General features: G+C 73.6%; 15 protein-coding genes. 11 read left to right on the top strand and 4 right to left on the bottom strand.

All coding sequences use genetic code 11. The annotated features are described in order from the left end of the window. Nucleotides 1-41 precede the first annotated feature (41 nt). Nucleotides 42-911, bottom strand: coding sequence for a 3-hydroxybutyryl-CoA dehydrogenase (locus ACFU7Z_RS23390; RefSeq protein ID WP_074002349.1), 870 nt, complete (start codon nucleotides 909-911; stop codon nucleotides 42-44). Between the two features lie 305 nt (nucleotides 912-1,216). Between ACFU7Z_RS23390 and ACFU7Z_RS23385 the strand changes: the two genes are divergently transcribed. After that, nucleotides 1,217-2,035, top strand: a complete 819-nt coding sequence (locus ACFU7Z_RS23385; RefSeq protein WP_049649864.1) for an SDR family NAD(P)-dependent oxidoreductase — start codon at nucleotides 1,217-1,219, stop codon at nucleotides 2,033-2,035. Between the two features lie 42 nt (nucleotides 2,036-2,077). Here the strand turns inward: ACFU7Z_RS23385 and ACFU7Z_RS23380 are convergent, their stop codons facing one another. After that, a complete protein-coding gene (locus ACFU7Z_RS23380; RefSeq protein WP_380779388.1) occupies nucleotides 2,078-2,992 on the bottom strand; it encodes a polysaccharide deacetylase family protein in 915 nt (304 codons plus the stop codon). Nucleotides 2,993-3,202: 210 nt separating this feature from the next. Here ACFU7Z_RS23380 and ACFU7Z_RS23375 point away from each other — a divergent pair, with 210 nt between their 5' ends. From ACFU7Z_RS23375 to ACFU7Z_RS23365, 3 genes are all read left to right on the top strand, one after another. Beyond that, nucleotides 3,203-4,087 carry an SAM-dependent methyltransferase gene (locus ACFU7Z_RS23375; protein ID WP_079272094.1) on the top strand — a complete coding sequence of 295 codons (885 nt, stop codon included), beginning with the start codon at nucleotides 3,203-3,205 and terminating at the stop codon, nucleotides 4,085-4,087. Nucleotides 4,088-4,203: 116 nt separating this feature from the next. Next, nucleotides 4,204-4,758 (top strand): phosphohydrolase, encoded by a 555-nt coding sequence (locus ACFU7Z_RS23370; RefSeq protein WP_049652076.1) that lies wholly within the window; start codon nucleotides 4,204-4,206, stop codon nucleotides 4,756-4,758. Between the two features lie 44 nt (nucleotides 4,759-4,802). Next, on the top strand, nucleotides 4,803-5,312 hold the full coding sequence (locus ACFU7Z_RS23365; protein WP_049652075.1) for an FBP domain-containing protein: 510 nt from the start codon (nucleotides 4,803-4,805) through the stop codon (nucleotides 5,310-5,312). 14 nt (nucleotides 5,313-5,326) lie between these two features. Here ACFU7Z_RS23365 and ACFU7Z_RS23360 read toward each other — a convergent pair whose 3' ends face one another. Both ACFU7Z_RS23360 and ACFU7Z_RS23355 read right to left on the bottom strand, forming a co-directional pair. Further along, complete coding sequence (locus ACFU7Z_RS23360; RefSeq protein ID WP_074002351.1) at nucleotides 5,327-5,701, bottom strand: RNA-binding S4 domain-containing protein; 375 nt, start codon at nucleotides 5,699-5,701, stop codon at nucleotides 5,327-5,329. A gap of 9 nt (nucleotides 5,702-5,710) precedes the next feature. Further along, entirely contained in the window at nucleotides 5,711-6,133 is a 423-nt protein-coding gene (locus tag ACFU7Z_RS23355; protein WP_074002352.1) for a VOC family protein, read from the bottom strand. Nucleotides 6,134-6,213: 80 nt separating this feature from the next. On the opposite strand from ACFU7Z_RS23355, the gene ACFU7Z_RS23350 reads away from it, so the two are divergent. The 7 genes from ACFU7Z_RS23350 (at nucleotide 6,214) to argH (ending at nucleotide 14,122) form a co-directional block, all read left to right on the top strand. After that, the gene (locus ACFU7Z_RS23350) at nucleotides 6,214-7,425 is read left to right on the top strand and encodes a methyltransferase (RefSeq protein WP_380779386.1); all 1,212 of its coding nucleotides are present in this window, start codon (nucleotides 6,214-6,216) and stop codon (nucleotides 7,423-7,425) included. 94 nt (nucleotides 7,426-7,519) lie between these two features. Next, nucleotides 7,520-8,548, top strand: a complete 1,029-nt coding sequence (gene argC, locus ACFU7Z_RS23345) for an N-acetyl-gamma-glutamyl-phosphate reductase (protein ID WP_380779384.1) — start codon at nucleotides 7,520-7,522, stop codon at nucleotides 8,546-8,548. After that, nucleotides 8,545-9,717, top strand: coding sequence for a bifunctional glutamate N-acetyltransferase/amino-acid acetyltransferase ArgJ (gene argJ / locus ACFU7Z_RS23340; RefSeq protein WP_074002355.1), 1,173 nt, complete (start codon nucleotides 8,545-8,547; stop codon nucleotides 9,715-9,717). Before argC ends, argJ begins: the two co-directional genes overlap by 4 nt. Nucleotides 9,718-9,859: 142 nt before the next feature. Continuing rightward, nucleotides 9,860-10,735, top strand: a complete 876-nt coding sequence (argB, locus tag ACFU7Z_RS23335; protein WP_049652078.1) for an acetylglutamate kinase — start codon at nucleotides 9,860-9,862, stop codon at nucleotides 10,733-10,735. Beyond that, nucleotides 10,732-12,009: an acetylornithine transaminase gene (locus tag ACFU7Z_RS23330; RefSeq protein WP_380779382.1), complete on the top strand. Its 1,278-nt coding sequence runs from the start codon at nucleotides 10,732-10,734 to the stop codon at nucleotides 12,007-12,009. Before argB ends, ACFU7Z_RS23330 begins: the two co-directional genes overlap by 4 nt. Before the next feature lie 23 nt (nucleotides 12,010-12,032). Further along, nucleotides 12,033-12,581, top strand: coding sequence for an arginine repressor (locus ACFU7Z_RS23325; protein ID WP_049652068.1), 549 nt, complete (start codon nucleotides 12,033-12,035; stop codon nucleotides 12,579-12,581). Between the two features lie 116 nt (nucleotides 12,582-12,697). Then, entirely contained in the window at nucleotides 12,698-14,122 is a 1,425-nt protein-coding gene (argH, locus tag ACFU7Z_RS23320) for an argininosuccinate lyase (RefSeq protein ID WP_117487176.1), read from the top strand. Nucleotides 14,123-14,216: the final 94 nt, after the last annotated feature.

Below are 14,216 nucleotides of genomic sequence, written 5' to 3'. Positions count from 1 at the left end.
GGTTCACAGCCGCCGGGCCCCGCCGTTCGCGCGCCGGGGTGTCAGGCGCTCGCGGTGTAGTCGTAGAAGCCCCGGCCGGACTTGCGGCCCAGCAGGCCCGCGTCGACCATCCGGGAGAGCAGCGGGGGAGCGGCGTACAGCGGCTCCTTGTACTCGTCGTACATCGACTCGGCGATCGAGACGATGGTGTCCAGGCCGATCAGGTCGCACAGCCGCAGCGGGCCCATCGGGTGGGCGCAGCCGGCCTCCATGCCCTTGTCGATGTCGGAGGCGGTGGCCACGCCCGTCTCGAACATCCGCACCGCGGACAGCAGGTACGGCACCAGCAGCGCGTTGACCACGAAGCCGGCCCGGTCGCGGGCGCGGATCGGCTCCTTGCCGAGCACCTGGGAGGCGAAGGCCTCGACCCGCTCGGTGGTGGTCGCCGAGGTGGTCAGGGTCGGGATGACCTCGACCAGCTTCTGCACCGGCGCCGGGTTGAAGAAGTGCAGGCCGATCACCTGCTCCGGGCGGGTGGTGGCGGCGGCCAGCTTCACGATCGGGATCGAGGAGGTGTTGGAGGCGAGGATCGCGTCGCGGCGCTCGACCACCCGGTCCAGGGTCTCGAAGATCTTGACCTTGATGTCCTCGCGCTCGGCGACGGCCTCGACCACCAGGTCGCGGTCGGCGAAGTCGGACAGCTCGACGGTGAAGGACAGCCGGGCCAGCGCCTCGTCCCGCTGCTCGGGGCTCAGCTTGCCCCGCTTGACCGCCGTCTCCAGGGAGTTGGTCAGCCGGGTGCGGCCGAACTCCAGCGCCTCACCGCTGGCCTCCGACACCAGGACGTCCAGCCCGGCCCGGGCGAAGACCTCGGCGATGCCCGACCCCATCAGACCGCAGCCGATCACTCCGACGCGCGCGATGTCACTCACTCAGTTGCCCTTCGACGGTGCTGGGGGTCGCCCAGCTTTCGGGTGGCCCAGCGAGCTGCTGGACGACGGGCCGGTGTGCCGGAATGGGTGCACCGGTCACCGCCCCGACGACGTTACTACTCCGTACCGGCCAGTAGGTCACCCCCTCCCCGGCGTAGTGCCAGGGTCGGGCTTCACCCGAACGAGTGAGGCAGTGGCCCCGGACCCGTGTGCCCGGGGCCCGCTCCGCCCGGCTGCCGACAGAATGCCGCAGACGGGGCCGGGGGCGGACGCGGACAGGGCCGGGGACGTGAAGGGAGCACAGGGTGTCGACGGGATCGCTCGCAGGACAGGTCGCCCTGATCACCGGCGCGGGCCGGGGCATCGGCCGGGAGCTCGCCATCGGCCTGGCCGCCGAGGGGATGTCCGTCGGCCTGGTCGGCCGCACCCACGAGACGCTGACCGACACGCTCAAGGAGTGCGTCAAGCGCGGCTCCCGGGGCGTCGCGGTGACCGCCGACGTCACCCGCCCCGGCTCGGTGCGCGAGGCCGTCCGGCTGGTCGAGCGCGACCTCGGGCCGATCGACCTGCTGGTCAACAACGCCGGCCTGGTCGACCGCGCCGAGGTGCCGATCTGGGAGACCGACGCGAACCAGTGGTGGCAGGTGATCGAGACCAACCTGCGCGGCCCCTACAACCTGCTGCGCTGCGTGCTCCCCGGCATGGTCGCCCGCCGGAGCGGCCGGGTGGTCAACCTCAACTCCGGCTTCGCGCTGCGCCCGGACGGCAACTACACCGCGTACGCCACGTCCAAGGGCGCGCTGCTCCAGCTCTCCGACAACATGGCGGACTCGCTCGCCCGCAACGGCGTCGTGGTCCTCGACGTCAGCCCGGGCGCGGTGGCCACCGACATGACCGCCGCGATGCCGATGTTCAAGGAGACGACGACCTGGGGCTCCATCCCGTACATGGTCGCGGTCACCGTGGACGCCGCCCGGGGCCGCTTCGACGGACTGCACGGGCGGTTCATCCACGCCGGCCGGGACGACCTGGAGGAGCTGGTCAACCGGGCGGACGCGATCCGCGCCGCGGACGCCCGTACGCTGCGGCTGCGCCCGTACAAGGACGACGATCCGATGGTCTGACCTGGGGTGTTCCCCGGGGCCCGTCAGACCGCTCCCGACCGCTCAGGCGCAGAGCTGGCTGGCGGTCACCGGCTTGAGCCCCGCCTTGGCCAGGCCGTCCAGGACACCGGGCATCGCGTCCACCGTGCACTGGTGCCCCATGTGCAGCGCCACCACCGAGCCGCCGCGCACCGAGTTCAGCACCCGGCGCTGCAGCTCGGCCGCCGAGGGGTCGTTGTAGTCGCGCGGGTCGACGTCGAAGGACAGCACGTGCTCGTACCCGACCGCCTTGGCCTGCTCGCGCACCATCGGGGTGGCGTACTGCGCGGCGGAGGGCCGGAACCAGCGGCCGATCGAGCCGGTGAGCCGCTGCAGGCGCTCCGCGCACTGGGCGATCTCGGCGCGCGCCTGGTCCGGTGTCATGGCGGAGATGTTGAGGTGGTTCTGGGTGTGGTTGCCCAGCTCGTGGCCGCCGTCCAGGATCCGCCGGGCCATCTGCGGCTGCTGGTCGAGCCAGCTGCCGACCACCATCACGGTCAGCTTGGCGCCGCGCTGCTCGGCGATCTCCAGCAGCGCGGTGGCCAGCTTCGGGTCGCCGCTGCCGTGGACGGTGAGCGCCACGTTCTTCCCGGTGCGCGGCCCGTACGCGACCTCGACCGGGGTGCCGGGCGCGAGCGGCGGCAGCGCGGGCGGGGCCGGCGGGGCGCTGGGCTGGGCGGCGGCCGCGGCGGCGGTCGGCTCGGCGTCGGGCCGGGGCTCCGCCGGGGCGGTGGGCTCGGGGGAGGCCGGGCCCTCGCCGCCGTTCCAGGCCGGGTCGGTGGTGTGCTGCGGGTCCACCGTGCCGGGGTGCGCGGCGAGCGCCCCCGGGTCGGCCCGGCGGAGTGTGCCGGTGCCGCAGGCAGCCAGCAGCCCCCCGGTGGCGGCGAGGGCGGCGAGTCGGGCGGTGGTGCGCAGCACGCTGCGGCGGTCGGCAGTCATCGGCAGCCAGCATAGAGAGGACGGCTCGGGCGGGCGATCCGGGCCGAGCGTCCGGACCCTTCTTGACGTGCACACACTCCGTCACCGGGTGTTGCGTAAACCTGAACTCCCGCTGTTTCCACGGCGTGTCCTTGGATACGATCACCGCGCACCGCGTGAGGACGGGCGGTGGCCGAACTCTTCCGGCATGGCGCATTGGGGGCGGACAGGATGTACGAGGACAGCGCGGCGACCGGCCGGAGCACGGACACCGAGTGGGACTGGGGCAGGACCGGCGACTGGCAGCCGCCGAGCGAGCTGGACACCGGCGTCCCGCACACCGCCCGGATGTACGACTACTACCTCGGCGGCAAGGACAACTTCGAGGCCGACCGCAAGGCCGCCCAGGCCGCGATAGCCGCCTACCCCGCGCTGCCGCTGCTGGCCCGCACCAACCGGCAGTTCCTCGGCCGCGCGGTGGAGTACGTGGCCGGCCGGGGCGTGCGCCAGTTCGTCGACATCGGCACCGGCATCCCGGCGGTCGGCTCCACCAGCGAGGTCGCCCAGCGGGTCGCCCCGGACGCCCGGGTGGTGTACGTGGACAACGACCCGATCGTCGCCACCCACGCCCGCGCCCTGCTGGCCGGCCACCCCGCCGGGCACACCTCGGTGATCGAGGCCGACCTGCGCGACCCGGCCACGATCCTCGGCCACCCCGGGCTGGCCGGCGCCGTCGACCTCTCCCAGCCGGTCGCGCTGATGCTGGTCGCCGTCCTGCACTTCATCCGTGACGAGGAGGGCGCCCAGCAGATCGTCCGCACCCTGCGCGACGCGCTCGCCCCCGGCAGCGCGCTGATCCTCTCCCACGGCAGCCCCGACTTCGCCTCCCGCGAGAGCGCCGCCGAGGGCACCCGCATCTACCGCAGCGCCAGCGCCCCGCTCGTGCTGCGCCCGCGCTCCGGCGTCGAGCCCTTCTTCGGCGACTTCGACTTCGTCGGCCCCGGGCTCGTCCAGCTCCCGCTCTGGCGCCCCGTCGCGGGCCACGTGCCGACCTCCGAACTCCCCGAGGGCTGGCAGGACGTCTCCGCGTACGCCGGCGTCGCCTTCAAGCGGTAGTCGTCCGCCTCGAACAGCAGGCCCGGTCCCGGCGCCTCCCTCCTACGCCGGGACCGGACCGTCGAAGGCTACGGAACCCCACTGACAACCCCTCACCCCCGCGGCTACCCTGCGGCGTGACCACCACCGCCCTGCCGCCGCTGCCCGCCGACGTCGCCGAACTGCTGCGGGCCGTCGACGCCCCGCCCCGCCTGGTCGCCCACCTCGCGCTGGTGCACCGGGTCGCCGAGGAGATCGCCGGGTTCTGCGCCCGCGAAGGCCTGGCCTTCGACCGCGCGGCCGTCCTCTACGGCGCCGCCACCCACGACATCGGCAAGACCGTCCACCCCGAGGAGCTCTCCGCCCCCGGCTCCCGGCACGAGCCCGCCGGGCACGCCCTGCTGCTCGCCCACGGCGTCCCCGAGCACCTCGCCCGCTTCGCCCGCACCCACGCGAGCTGGGACGAGCCCGGCACCACCGTCGAGGACCTGCTGGTCGGCCTGGCCGACAAGGCCTGGAAGAACAAGCGGGTCCAGGACCTGGAGGACCTGGTCGTCGACCGCCTCGCCGCCGCCGGCGGGAAGGAGCGCTGGGAGGCCTTCCTCGCCCTGGACGACCTGCTCACCCGGATCGGCGAGGACGCCCCGCGCCGGCTCGCCGTCCAGGCCGCCCACCCGGTACGGACCGGGTGAAAACGGCGCGACAGGCCCGGCCGGCCGGTGTTAGCGTCCGCGGCATGGAACCCCTGAGCGAGAACGAGATCCGCGCGTCCTTCGTCAACTGCTCCAAGGGCGAGGCCCGCCGGCTCCACCTGCCCCGGGGTCTGGCCGAACTGCCCTGGGAGCAGCTGGACTTCCTCGGCTGGCGGGACCAGGGCGCGCCCGACCGGGCGTACCTGGTGGCGCCGTACGAGGGCGAGCCGGTCGGCGTGACGCTGCGCTCCTCGGTGATCCGGCGCAGCCTGACCAAGACCAACGTGTGCTCGCTGTGCATCACCGCGCACGCCGGGTCGGGGGTCGCGCTGCTCGCCGCCCGCCGGGCCGGGGCGGCCGGGCGCGAGGGCAACACGGTCGGCACGTACATCTGCGCCGACCTGGCCTGCTCGCTCTACGTGCGCGGGCTGAAGAAGTCCACGCTGGTCACCCGGCCCGACGAGTCGCTGCCGCTGGAGCTGCAGATCGACCGTACGGTGGGCAACCTCGGCGGCTTCCTCGCCAAGGTGCTCGCCACCGCGGACGTCGCGTAGCGGCTCCGCGCCGCTCAGTGCCCGCGCAGCTGGTCCAGGTCGCGGCGCTCCCGCTTGGTCGGCCGCCCGGCCCCGCGGTCCCGCGTCCCGGCCGCCGCGACGAACTCGCGCGGCGGCCGCGGCGGGCTGTTGTCGACCAGGCACTCCGCCGCGACGACGGCGCCGACCCGCTTGCGGATCAGCTTGCTCACCACCACGACCCGTTCGTGGCCCTCCTCGCGGAGCCGCACCTCGTCCCCGGGCTTCAGCGTCTGGGCGGGCTTGGCCCGCTCGCCGTTCACCCGGACGTGCCCGGCCCGGCAGGCGGCCGCCGCCAGCGCCCGTGTCTTGACCAGCCGGACCGACCAGATCCAGCTGTCCACCCGCACGCTTCCCTCGTGTTCAGCCATCCTGGGAGCCTACCCAAGGACGGCCTGCCCGCCCGCGGGCGGCGCCTCCTGGATCGCCCAGCCGTTCCCGTCCGGGTCGTTGAAGAACAGGAAGTTGTTCCACGCCTCACCGTGCCCGTCCACCCGGGCCCCGGCCACGAAGTGCTGGACCGGGCTGACCTGCACACCGCGGGCCACCAGTTCGGCGTGCGCCTTCTCGATGTCCGGCACCACCAGCTGGAGTCCCTTGACCGATCCGGGCGGCGAGTCGATCACCCCCTTGCCCACCACGATGGAGCAGGCCGAACCCGGGGGCGTCAGCTGGATCACCCGGATCCCGTCCCGCAACAGGGTGTCGTGGTCGACGGTGAACCCGGCCTGCTCCTCGTAGAAGAGCTTCGAGCGGTCCACGTCGGAGACCGGGACCACCACGACTTCGAGTTTCCACTCCATCGCCCTCACCTCTCTCGGCCGGGCCCTTCCAGTATCCGTCCGTAACCGCCCCCGGGACCGTCGGATAGCCTGAGAACACGATGAATCCCCAGACCACGCCCGCCGCGACCCCGCCGGACACCTCCTTCACCACCCCGTGGGGCGCCTTCGCGCTCACCCGCTTCCCCGAGGACCCGCGCGAGCGGCTGCGGGCCTGGGACGCCGCCGACGAGTACCTGCTGCGCCACCTCGCGGGCGAGGCCGACAGCGCGGCCGGCACCGCGACGGAGCTGGCCGGCCGGACGGTCGCCGTCCTCGGCGACCGCTGGGGCGCGCTGACCACCGCGCTCGCCGAGTACCGGCCGGTCCAGATCACCGACTCCCACCTCGGCCGGCAGGCCACCCTGGCCAACCTGGCCCGGGCCGGCGCCGCCGTCGACGAGTCCCGGCTGCTCACCACCCGTGACGCCCCGCCGGAGCGGATCGACGTGCTGCTGGTGCGCGTGCCCAAGAGCCTGGCCCTGCTGGAGGACCAGCTGCACCGGCTCGCCCCCGCCGTCCACGAGGGCGCCGTGGTGATCGGCACCGGCATGGTCACCGAGATCCACACCTCCACGCTCCGGCTCTTCGAGCGGATCCTCGGCCCGACCCGCACCTCGCTGGCCGCCCGCAAGGCCCGGCTGGTCTTCTGCACCCCGGACCGGGCGCTGGACCCCGGCCCCAACCCGTGGCCGCACCGCTACGCGCTGCCCCAGGACATCGGCCCCGCCTCCGGCCGTACCGTCGTCAACCACGCGGGCACCTTCTGCGCCGACCGGCTCGACATCGGCACCCGCTTCCTCCTCGCCCACCTGCCCGTCCCCGCCCCCGGCGCCCGGGTGGTGGACCTCGGCTGCGGCAACGGCGTGGTCGGCACGGCCGCCGCGCTGGCCGGGCCCGGCGCGGAGCTGGTGTTCGTGGACGAGTCGCACCAGGCGGTGGCCTCCGCCGAGGAGACCTTCCGCGCCAACCTAGGCCCGGACGCGCCGGCCGAGTTCCTGGCCGCCGACGCCCTGGCCCGGGACGTGGTCGCCCCCGGTTCGGTGGACCTGGTGCTCAACAACCCGCCGTTCCACTCCCACCAGGCCACCACCGACGCCACCGCCTGGCGGATGTTCACCGGCGCCAAGCGGGCGCTGCGCCCCGGGGGCGAGCTCTGGGTGGTCGGCAACCGCCACCTCGGCTACCACGTCAAGCTGCGCCGCCTCTTCGGCAACTGCCAACTCGTCGCCGGGAACCCCAAGTTCGTGGTGCTGCGGGCCGTCAAGCGCTGACCCGGGCACCCCGCCCCGGCGGGGGTCCGGCACAACCTCCTTGCATGAATTTTCCGTCACGCGTATATTCATGCCAAGACTAAGGAGGAACGCCATGGCATTGCGAGTCGCCGTCGCCGGCGCGAGCGGTTACGCGGGCGGCGAGGTGCTGCGCCTGCTGCTCGGCCACCCGGAGATGGAGATCGGGGCGCTGACCGGCGGCTCGAACGCGGGCACCAGGCTGGGCCTGCTCCAGCCGCACCTCCGCCCGCTCGCCGACCGCGTCCTCGAGGCCACCACCCCCGAGGTGCTGGCCGACCACGACGTGGTGTTCCTGGCCCTGCCGCACGGTCAGTCCGCCGCCGTCGCCGAGCAGCTCGGCCCGAACGTCCTGGTGATCGACTGCGGCGCCGACTTCCGGCTCAAGGCCGCCGCCGACTGGGAGCAGTTCTACGGCACCGCGCACGCCGGCACCTGGCCCTACGGCCTGCCCGAACTCCCCGGCCACCGCGCCGCGTTGAAGGGCAGCAACCGGATCGCCGTACCCGGCTGCTACCCGACGGCCGTCTCCCTGGCGCTGTTCCCCGCCTACGCCGCGCAGCTCGCCGAACCGGAGGCCGTGGTGGTCGCCGCCTCCGGCACCTCCGGCGCCGGCAAGGCCGCCAAGCCGCACCTGCTGGGCAGCGAGGTGATGGGCAGCGTCAGCCCATACGGCGTCGGCGGCGTCCACCGGCACACCCCGGAGATGGCGCAGAACCTCTCCCCGGTCGCGGGCGAGCCGGTCACCGTTTCCTTCACCCCCACCCTCGTCCCGATGCCGCGCGGCATCCTCGCCACCTGCTCGGCCAAGGCCAGGCCCGGGGTGACGGCCCGGAGCCTGCGCGCCGCCTACACCGAGGCGTTCGCGGACGAGCCCTTCGTCCACCTGCTGCCCGAGGGGCAGTGGCCGCAGACCAGCAGCGTCTACGGCGCCAACACCGCCCTGGTCCAGGTCGCCCTGGACGCCGCCGCCGGGCGGATCATCGCGATCAGCGCGATCGACAACCTGGTCAAGGGCACCGCCGGCGGCGCGGTGCAGAGCATGAACATCGCCCTGGGCCTGCCCGAGGAGCTCGGCCTGCCCGTGAACGGAGTCGCACCGTGAGCAAGAGCACCAACGTCGGAGTGACCGCCGCCAAGGGCTTCCGGGCCGCCGGTGTGACCGCCGGCATCAAGGCCTCCGGCACCCCCGACCTCGCCCTGGTGGTCAACGACGGCCCCTCGCTCGCCGCGGCCGGCGTCTTCACCGCCAACCGGGTCAAGGCCGCGCCGGTGCTCTGGTCCGAGCAGGTCCTCAAGGGCGGCCAGGTCTCCGCCGTCGTCCTCAACTCCGGTGGCGCCAACGCCTGCACCGGCCCGCTCGGCTTCCAGGACACCCACGCCACCGCGGAGAAGGCCGCCGCGGAGCTGGGCCTCAACGCGGGCGAGGTCGCCGTCGCCTCCACCGGCCTGATCGGCGTCCGGCTGCCGATGGACCTCCTGCTGCCCGGCGTCGCCCTGGCCGTCGGCGCGCTCGGCGAGGACGGCGGCGAGGCCGCCGCGATCGCCATCAAGACCACCGACACCGTGCACAAGACCGCCGAGTACACCAGCCCGGCCGGCTGGACGGTCGGCGGCATGGCCAAGGGCGCGGGCATGCTCGCCCCGAGCCTCGCCACCATGCTGGTCGTCCTCACCACCGACGCCGACCTGGACAGCGCCGCCCTGGACGACGCGCTGCGCGGCGCCACCCGCACCACCTTCGACCGGATCGACTCCGACGGCTGCATGTCGACCAACGACACCGTGCTGCTGCTCGCCTCCGCCGCCTCCGGCACCGTCCCGGACCGGGCCGAGTTCGCCGAGGCCGTCCGCACGGTCAGCGCCGACCTGGCCCGCCAGCTGATCGGCGACGCCGAGGGCGCGAGCAAGGAGATCCGGATCGACGTCACCGGCGCCGCCACCGAGGACGACGCCGTCGAGGTCGCCCGGACGATCAGCCGCAACAACCTGCTCAAGTGCGCCATCCACGGCGAGGACCCCAACTGGGGCCGGGTGCTGGCCGCGATCGGCACCACCTCCGCCGCCTTCGACCCGGACGGGCTGGACGTCGCCATCAACGGCGTCTGGGTCTGCAAGTCCGGCGGCGTCGGCGAGGACCGCGACCTGGTCGACATGAAGGGCCGCGAGGTCGTCATCACCGCGAACCTCAACGCCGGTACGGCGGGCGCCACGCTGTGGACCAACGACCTGACGGCCGACTACGTCCACGAGAACAGCGCCTACTCGACCTGATCCGCGCCGCTCCACCCGAGCCCGCCTGATCCGCGACATCCCCCCGGCCCGCGGCCGGGGGGACCCCCATCGACGAGGGAAACCCGTGCAGATCGCACCCAAGGGCGAACAGGCCCGCAACAACACCGCGTTGCCCAAGGCCATGACGCTGATCGAGGCGCTGCCGTGGCTGGAGCGCTTCCACGGCAAGACCGTCGTGATCAAGTTCGGCGGCAACGCCATGGTGGACGACAGCCTCAAGTCCGCCTTCGCCCAGGACGTCGTCTTCCTGCGCTACGCCGGGCTGCACCCCGTCGTGGTGCACGGCGGCGGCCCCCAGATCAGTGCCCAACTCGACCGGCTGGGCCTGGAGTCGAGCTTCACCAACGGCCTGCGGGTCACCACCCCGGAGACCATGGACGTGGTCCGGATGGTGCTGGCCGGCCAGGTGCAGCGCGAGCTGGTCGGCCTGCTCAACGAGCACGGTCCGTTCGCGGTCGGCATGACCGGCGAGGACGCCCACACCATGACGGCGGTCAAGCGCTACGCCGTGGTGGACGGCGAGCAGGTCGACATCGGCCTGGTCGGCGACATCGTCAACATCGAGGCCGGCGCCGTGAAGGCGATGATCGCCGACGGCCGCATCCCGGTCATCTCCTCGATCGCCCGCGGCACCGACGGCCACGTCTACAACATCAACGCCGACACCGCCGCCTCCGCCCTCGCGGTCGCGCTCGGCGCCGAGATGCTCGTCGTCCTCACCGACGTCGAGGGCCTCTACAAGGACTGGCCGGAATCCGACGACGTGATCAGCCAGCTCAGCGCGAGCGAGCTGGAGGAGCTGCTGCCCGAGCTGGCCAGCGGCATGCTCCCCAAGATGGAGGGCTGCCTGCGGGCCGTCCGCTCCGGCGTGGGCACCGCCCGCGTCCTGGACGGCCGGGTCCAGCACAGCCTGCTGCTGGAGATCTTCACCGACGAGGGCATCGGCACGATGGTCGTGCCGGACGACGAAACGACCGTGACCGGGGGACTGGCATGAGCGGCACGACTGGCACCGACAGCACGACCGGCGCGACGGGTACGACCGGCGCGACGGGTACGACGGGTACGACCCACAACGAGCAGCTCGCCGAGCGCTGGCAGCACGCCTTCACCGACAACTACGGCACCCCCCGCATCCCGCTGGTGCGCGGCGAGGGCAGCAAGCTCTGGGACGCCGACGGCAAGGAGTACACCGACCTGCTCGGCGGCATCGCCGTCAACGCCCTCGGCACCGCCCACCCGGCCGTCGTCGAGGCGGTGAGCCGGCAGATCGCCACCCTGGGCCACGTCTCCAACCTCTTCATGGCCGAGCCCACCATCGCGCTCGCCGAGCGGCTGCTGGAGCTGGACGGCCGCCCGGGCGGCCGGGTGTTCTTCTGCAACTCCGGCGCCGAGGCCAACGAGGCCGCCTTCAAGATCAGCCGGCGGACCGGCCGCACCCACCTGGTCGCCCTCCAGGGCGCCTTCCACGGCCGCACCATGGGCGCCCTCGCGCTCACCGGCCAGCCCGCCAAGCAGGACCCGTTCCGCCCGCTGCCCGGTGACGTCACCCACGTCCCGTTCGGCGACGTCGAGGCGCTGCGCGCGGCCGTCACCACCGAGACGGCCGCCGTCTTCCTGGAGCCCGTCCAGGGCGAGAACGGCGCGATCCCGCTGCCCGAGGGCTACCTGAAGGCGGCCCGCGAGATCACCCGGGCCACCGGCACCCTGCTGGTCCTGGACGAGATCCAGACCGGCGTCGGCCGCACCGGCCACTGGTTCGCCCACCAGGCGGACGAGGGCGTGGAGCCGGACGTGGTCACCCTGGCCAAGGCGCTCGGCGGCGGCCTGCCGATGGGCGCGGTGCTCGCCTTCGGGCCGGCCGCCGAGCTGCTCACCCCCGGCCAGCACGGCACCACCTTCGGCGGCAACCCGGTGGCCGCCGCGGCCGGGCTCGCGGTGCTGGACACCATCGAGTCCGAGGGCCTGCTGGAGCACGTCCGCAAGCTCGGCGAGCGGCTGCGGCAGGGCGTCGAGGCGCTCGGCGACCCGCTGGTCTCGCACGTGCGCGGGGCGGGCCTGCTGCTCGGCATCGTGCTCACCGAGCCGGTCTCGGCGCAGGTCCAGGCCGCCGCGCAGGAGGCGGGCTTCCTGGTCAACGCGGCCGTCCCGGACGCCGTCCGGCTGGCCCCGCCGCTGGTGCTGACCGAGCAGGAGGCGGACGCCTTCCTGGCCGCGCTGCCGGGCATCCTCCGGACGGTGCGCGAGGGCGCCCCGGCCGATGCGAATTGACCGTCGTCCGGGAGAATAATCACATGACCGCTTCCCACTCCGGCCCGTCCGCCGCAGGCCCGACGCCGCAGGTCCCGCAGACCCGCACCGCGCGCCACCGGCGGATCGTGGACCTGCTCACCCGCCAGCCCGTGCGTTCGCAGAGCCAGCTCGCCAAGCTGCTCGCCGACGACGGACTCGTGGTCACCCAGGCCACCCTCTCCCGGGACCTGGACGAGCTGGGAGCGGTCAAGATCCGCAACCGGGACGGCGCGCTGATCTACGCCGTCCCGGCCGAGGGCGGCGACCGCACGCCGCGCGCGCCGATGGGCGAGTCGGCCAGCGAGGGCCGGATGGCCCGGCTGGCCGGCGAGCTCATGGTCTCCGCGACGGCCTCCGGCAACCTGGTGGTGCTGCGCACCCCGCCGGGCGCCGCCCAGTTCCTGGCCTCGGCGATCGACCAGGCCGAGGTGTTCGAGATCATCGGCACCATCGCCGGCGACGACACCGTCCTGCTGATCAGCCGGGACCCGGCCGGCGGGCAGGCGCTCGCCGACCACCTCATGCAACTCGCCCAGGCGAAGGCGCAGTAGCACCTCGAACGCGCGAAACCCCGGCCGACGGAGACCGTCCGGCCGGGGTTTTGTGTTTCATGCGGCGTCGTGCATACTTATGCCACCCACTGCACATGCATGAAGGAGCCACCGCGATGACCGCCGAGCAGTCCTCCGACGTCCGCCTCTGGGGTGCGCGCTTCGCCGACGGCCCGTCCGAGGCGCTGGCCAGGCTCTCGGCCTCGGTCCACTTCGACTGGCGCCTCGCGCCGTACGACATCGCCGGCTCCAAGGCCCACGCCCGGGTCCTGCACAAGGCCGGCCTGCTCTCCGACGAGGAGCTGGCCGGCATGCTGGCCGGCCTGGACGAGCTGCTCGCCGACGTCGAGGCGGGCACCTTCACCGGCACCGTCGCCGACGAGGACGTGCACACCGCCCTGGAGCGCGGCCTGCTGGAGCGCCTCGGCCCCGACCTCGGCGGCAAGCTGCGGGCCGGACGCTCGCGCAACGACCAGATCGCCACCCTGTTCCGGATGTACCTGCGGGACCACGCGAAGACCATCGGCGGCCTGCTGCTCGACCTCCAGCAGGCCCTGGTCGGCCTCGCCGAGGCGCACCCGGACACCGCGATGCCCGGCCGCACCCACCTCCAGCACGCCCAGCCGGTGCTCTTCGCCCACCACGTCCTCGCGCACGTGCAGGCCCTCGGCCGGGACGCCGAGCGGCTGCGCCAGTGGGACGCCCGCACCGCCGTCTCGCCGTACGGCTCCGGCGCGCTGGCCGGCTCCTCGCTCGGCCTCGACCCGCAGGCCGTCGCCGCCGACCTCGGCTTCGAGGGCGGCTCGGTCGGCAACTCCATCGACGGCACCGCCTCGCGCGACTTCGTCGCCGAGTTCGCCTTCGTGACCGCGATGGTCGGCATCAACCTCTCCCGGATCGCGGAGGAGGTGATCATCTGGAACACCAAGGAGTTCGGCTTCATCACGCTGCACGACGCCTTCTCCACCGGCTCCTCGATCATGCCGCAGAAGAAGAACCCGGACATCGCCGAGCTCGCCCGGGGCAAGTCCGGCCGGCTGATCGGCAACCTGACCGGCCTGCTGGCCACCCTCAAGGCGCTGCCGCTCGCCTACAACCGGGACCTCCAGGAGGACAAGGAGCCGGTCTTCGACTCCTGCGACACGCTGGAGGTGCTGCTGCCCGCGTTCACCGGGATGATGGCCACCCTCACCGTGCACCGGGAGCGGCTGGAGGAGCTGGCCCCGGCCGGCTTCTCGCTCGCCACCGACATCGCCGAGTGGCTGGTCAAGCAGGGCGTGCCGTTCCGGGTCGCGCACGAGGTGGCCGGCGCCTGCGTCAAGGTCTGCGAGGCCGAGGGCATCGAGCTGTCCGACCTGACGGACGAGCAGTTCGCCGCGATCTCCGGGCACCTGACGCCCGAGGTGCGCTCGGTGCTCAGCGTCCACGGCGCCATCGCCTCCCGCGACGGGCGCGGCGGAACGGCCCCCTCGGCGGTCGCGGTCCAGCTCGCCGAGGTGAAGGCGGACCTGGCGCGGCAGCAGGAGTGGGCGCGGGGCTGATCCCGGACGGCGGGGCCGGTCCCGGACGAGGGGCCGAGCCCCCGCGACGGGGCCGATCCCCGGCGCGACGGGGGAGGGGCGCGGCGGTCCGGCC

Origin of the sequence: Kitasatospora sp. NPDC057518, from assembly GCF_042802075.1 — a bacterium.
Lineage (GTDB): Bacteria > Actinomycetota > Actinomycetes > Streptomycetales > Streptomycetaceae > Kitasatospora.
Note: the sequence above shows the minus strand (reverse complement) of the source record. Positions and strands in the feature narration are given on the sequence as shown.

What these genes read in the sequence shown, in the direction of transcription:
- ACFU7Z_RS23380 (WP_380779388.1), bottom strand. Translation starts at nt 2,992, where the DNA reads ATGACTGCCGACCGCCGCAGCGTGCTGCGCACCACCGCCCGACTCGCC.
- ACFU7Z_RS23375 (WP_079272094.1), top strand. Translation starts at nt 3,203, where the DNA reads ATGTACGAGGACAGCGCGGCGACCGGCCGGAGCACGGACACCGAGTGG.
- ACFU7Z_RS23365 (WP_049652075.1), top strand. Translation starts at nt 4,803, where the DNA reads ATGGAACCCCTGAGCGAGAACGAGATCCGCGCGTCCTTCGTCAACTGC.
- ACFU7Z_RS23360 (WP_074002351.1), bottom strand. Translation starts at nt 5,701, where the DNA reads ATGGCTGAACACGAGGGAAGCGTGCGGGTGGACAGCTGGATCTGGTCG.
- ACFU7Z_RS23355 (WP_074002352.1), bottom strand. Translation starts at nt 6,133, where the DNA reads ATGGAGTGGAAACTCGAAGTCGTGGTGGTCCCGGTCTCCGACGTGGAC.
- ACFU7Z_RS23350 (WP_380779386.1), top strand. Translation starts at nt 6,214, where the DNA reads ATGAATCCCCAGACCACGCCCGCCGCGACCCCGCCGGACACCTCCTTC.
- argC (WP_380779384.1), top strand. Translation starts at nt 7,520, where the DNA reads ATGGCATTGCGAGTCGCCGTCGCCGGCGCGAGCGGTTACGCGGGCGGC.
- argB (WP_049652078.1), top strand. Translation starts at nt 9,860, where the DNA reads ATGACGCTGATCGAGGCGCTGCCGTGGCTGGAGCGCTTCCACGGCAAG.
- ACFU7Z_RS23330 (WP_380779382.1), top strand. Translation starts at nt 10,732, where the DNA reads ATGAGCGGCACGACTGGCACCGACAGCACGACCGGCGCGACGGGTACG.
- ACFU7Z_RS23325 (WP_049652068.1), top strand. Translation starts at nt 12,033, where the DNA reads ATGACCGCTTCCCACTCCGGCCCGTCCGCCGCAGGCCCGACGCCGCAG.
- argH (WP_117487176.1), top strand. Translation starts at nt 12,698, where the DNA reads ATGACCGCCGAGCAGTCCTCCGACGTCCGCCTCTGGGGTGCGCGCTTC.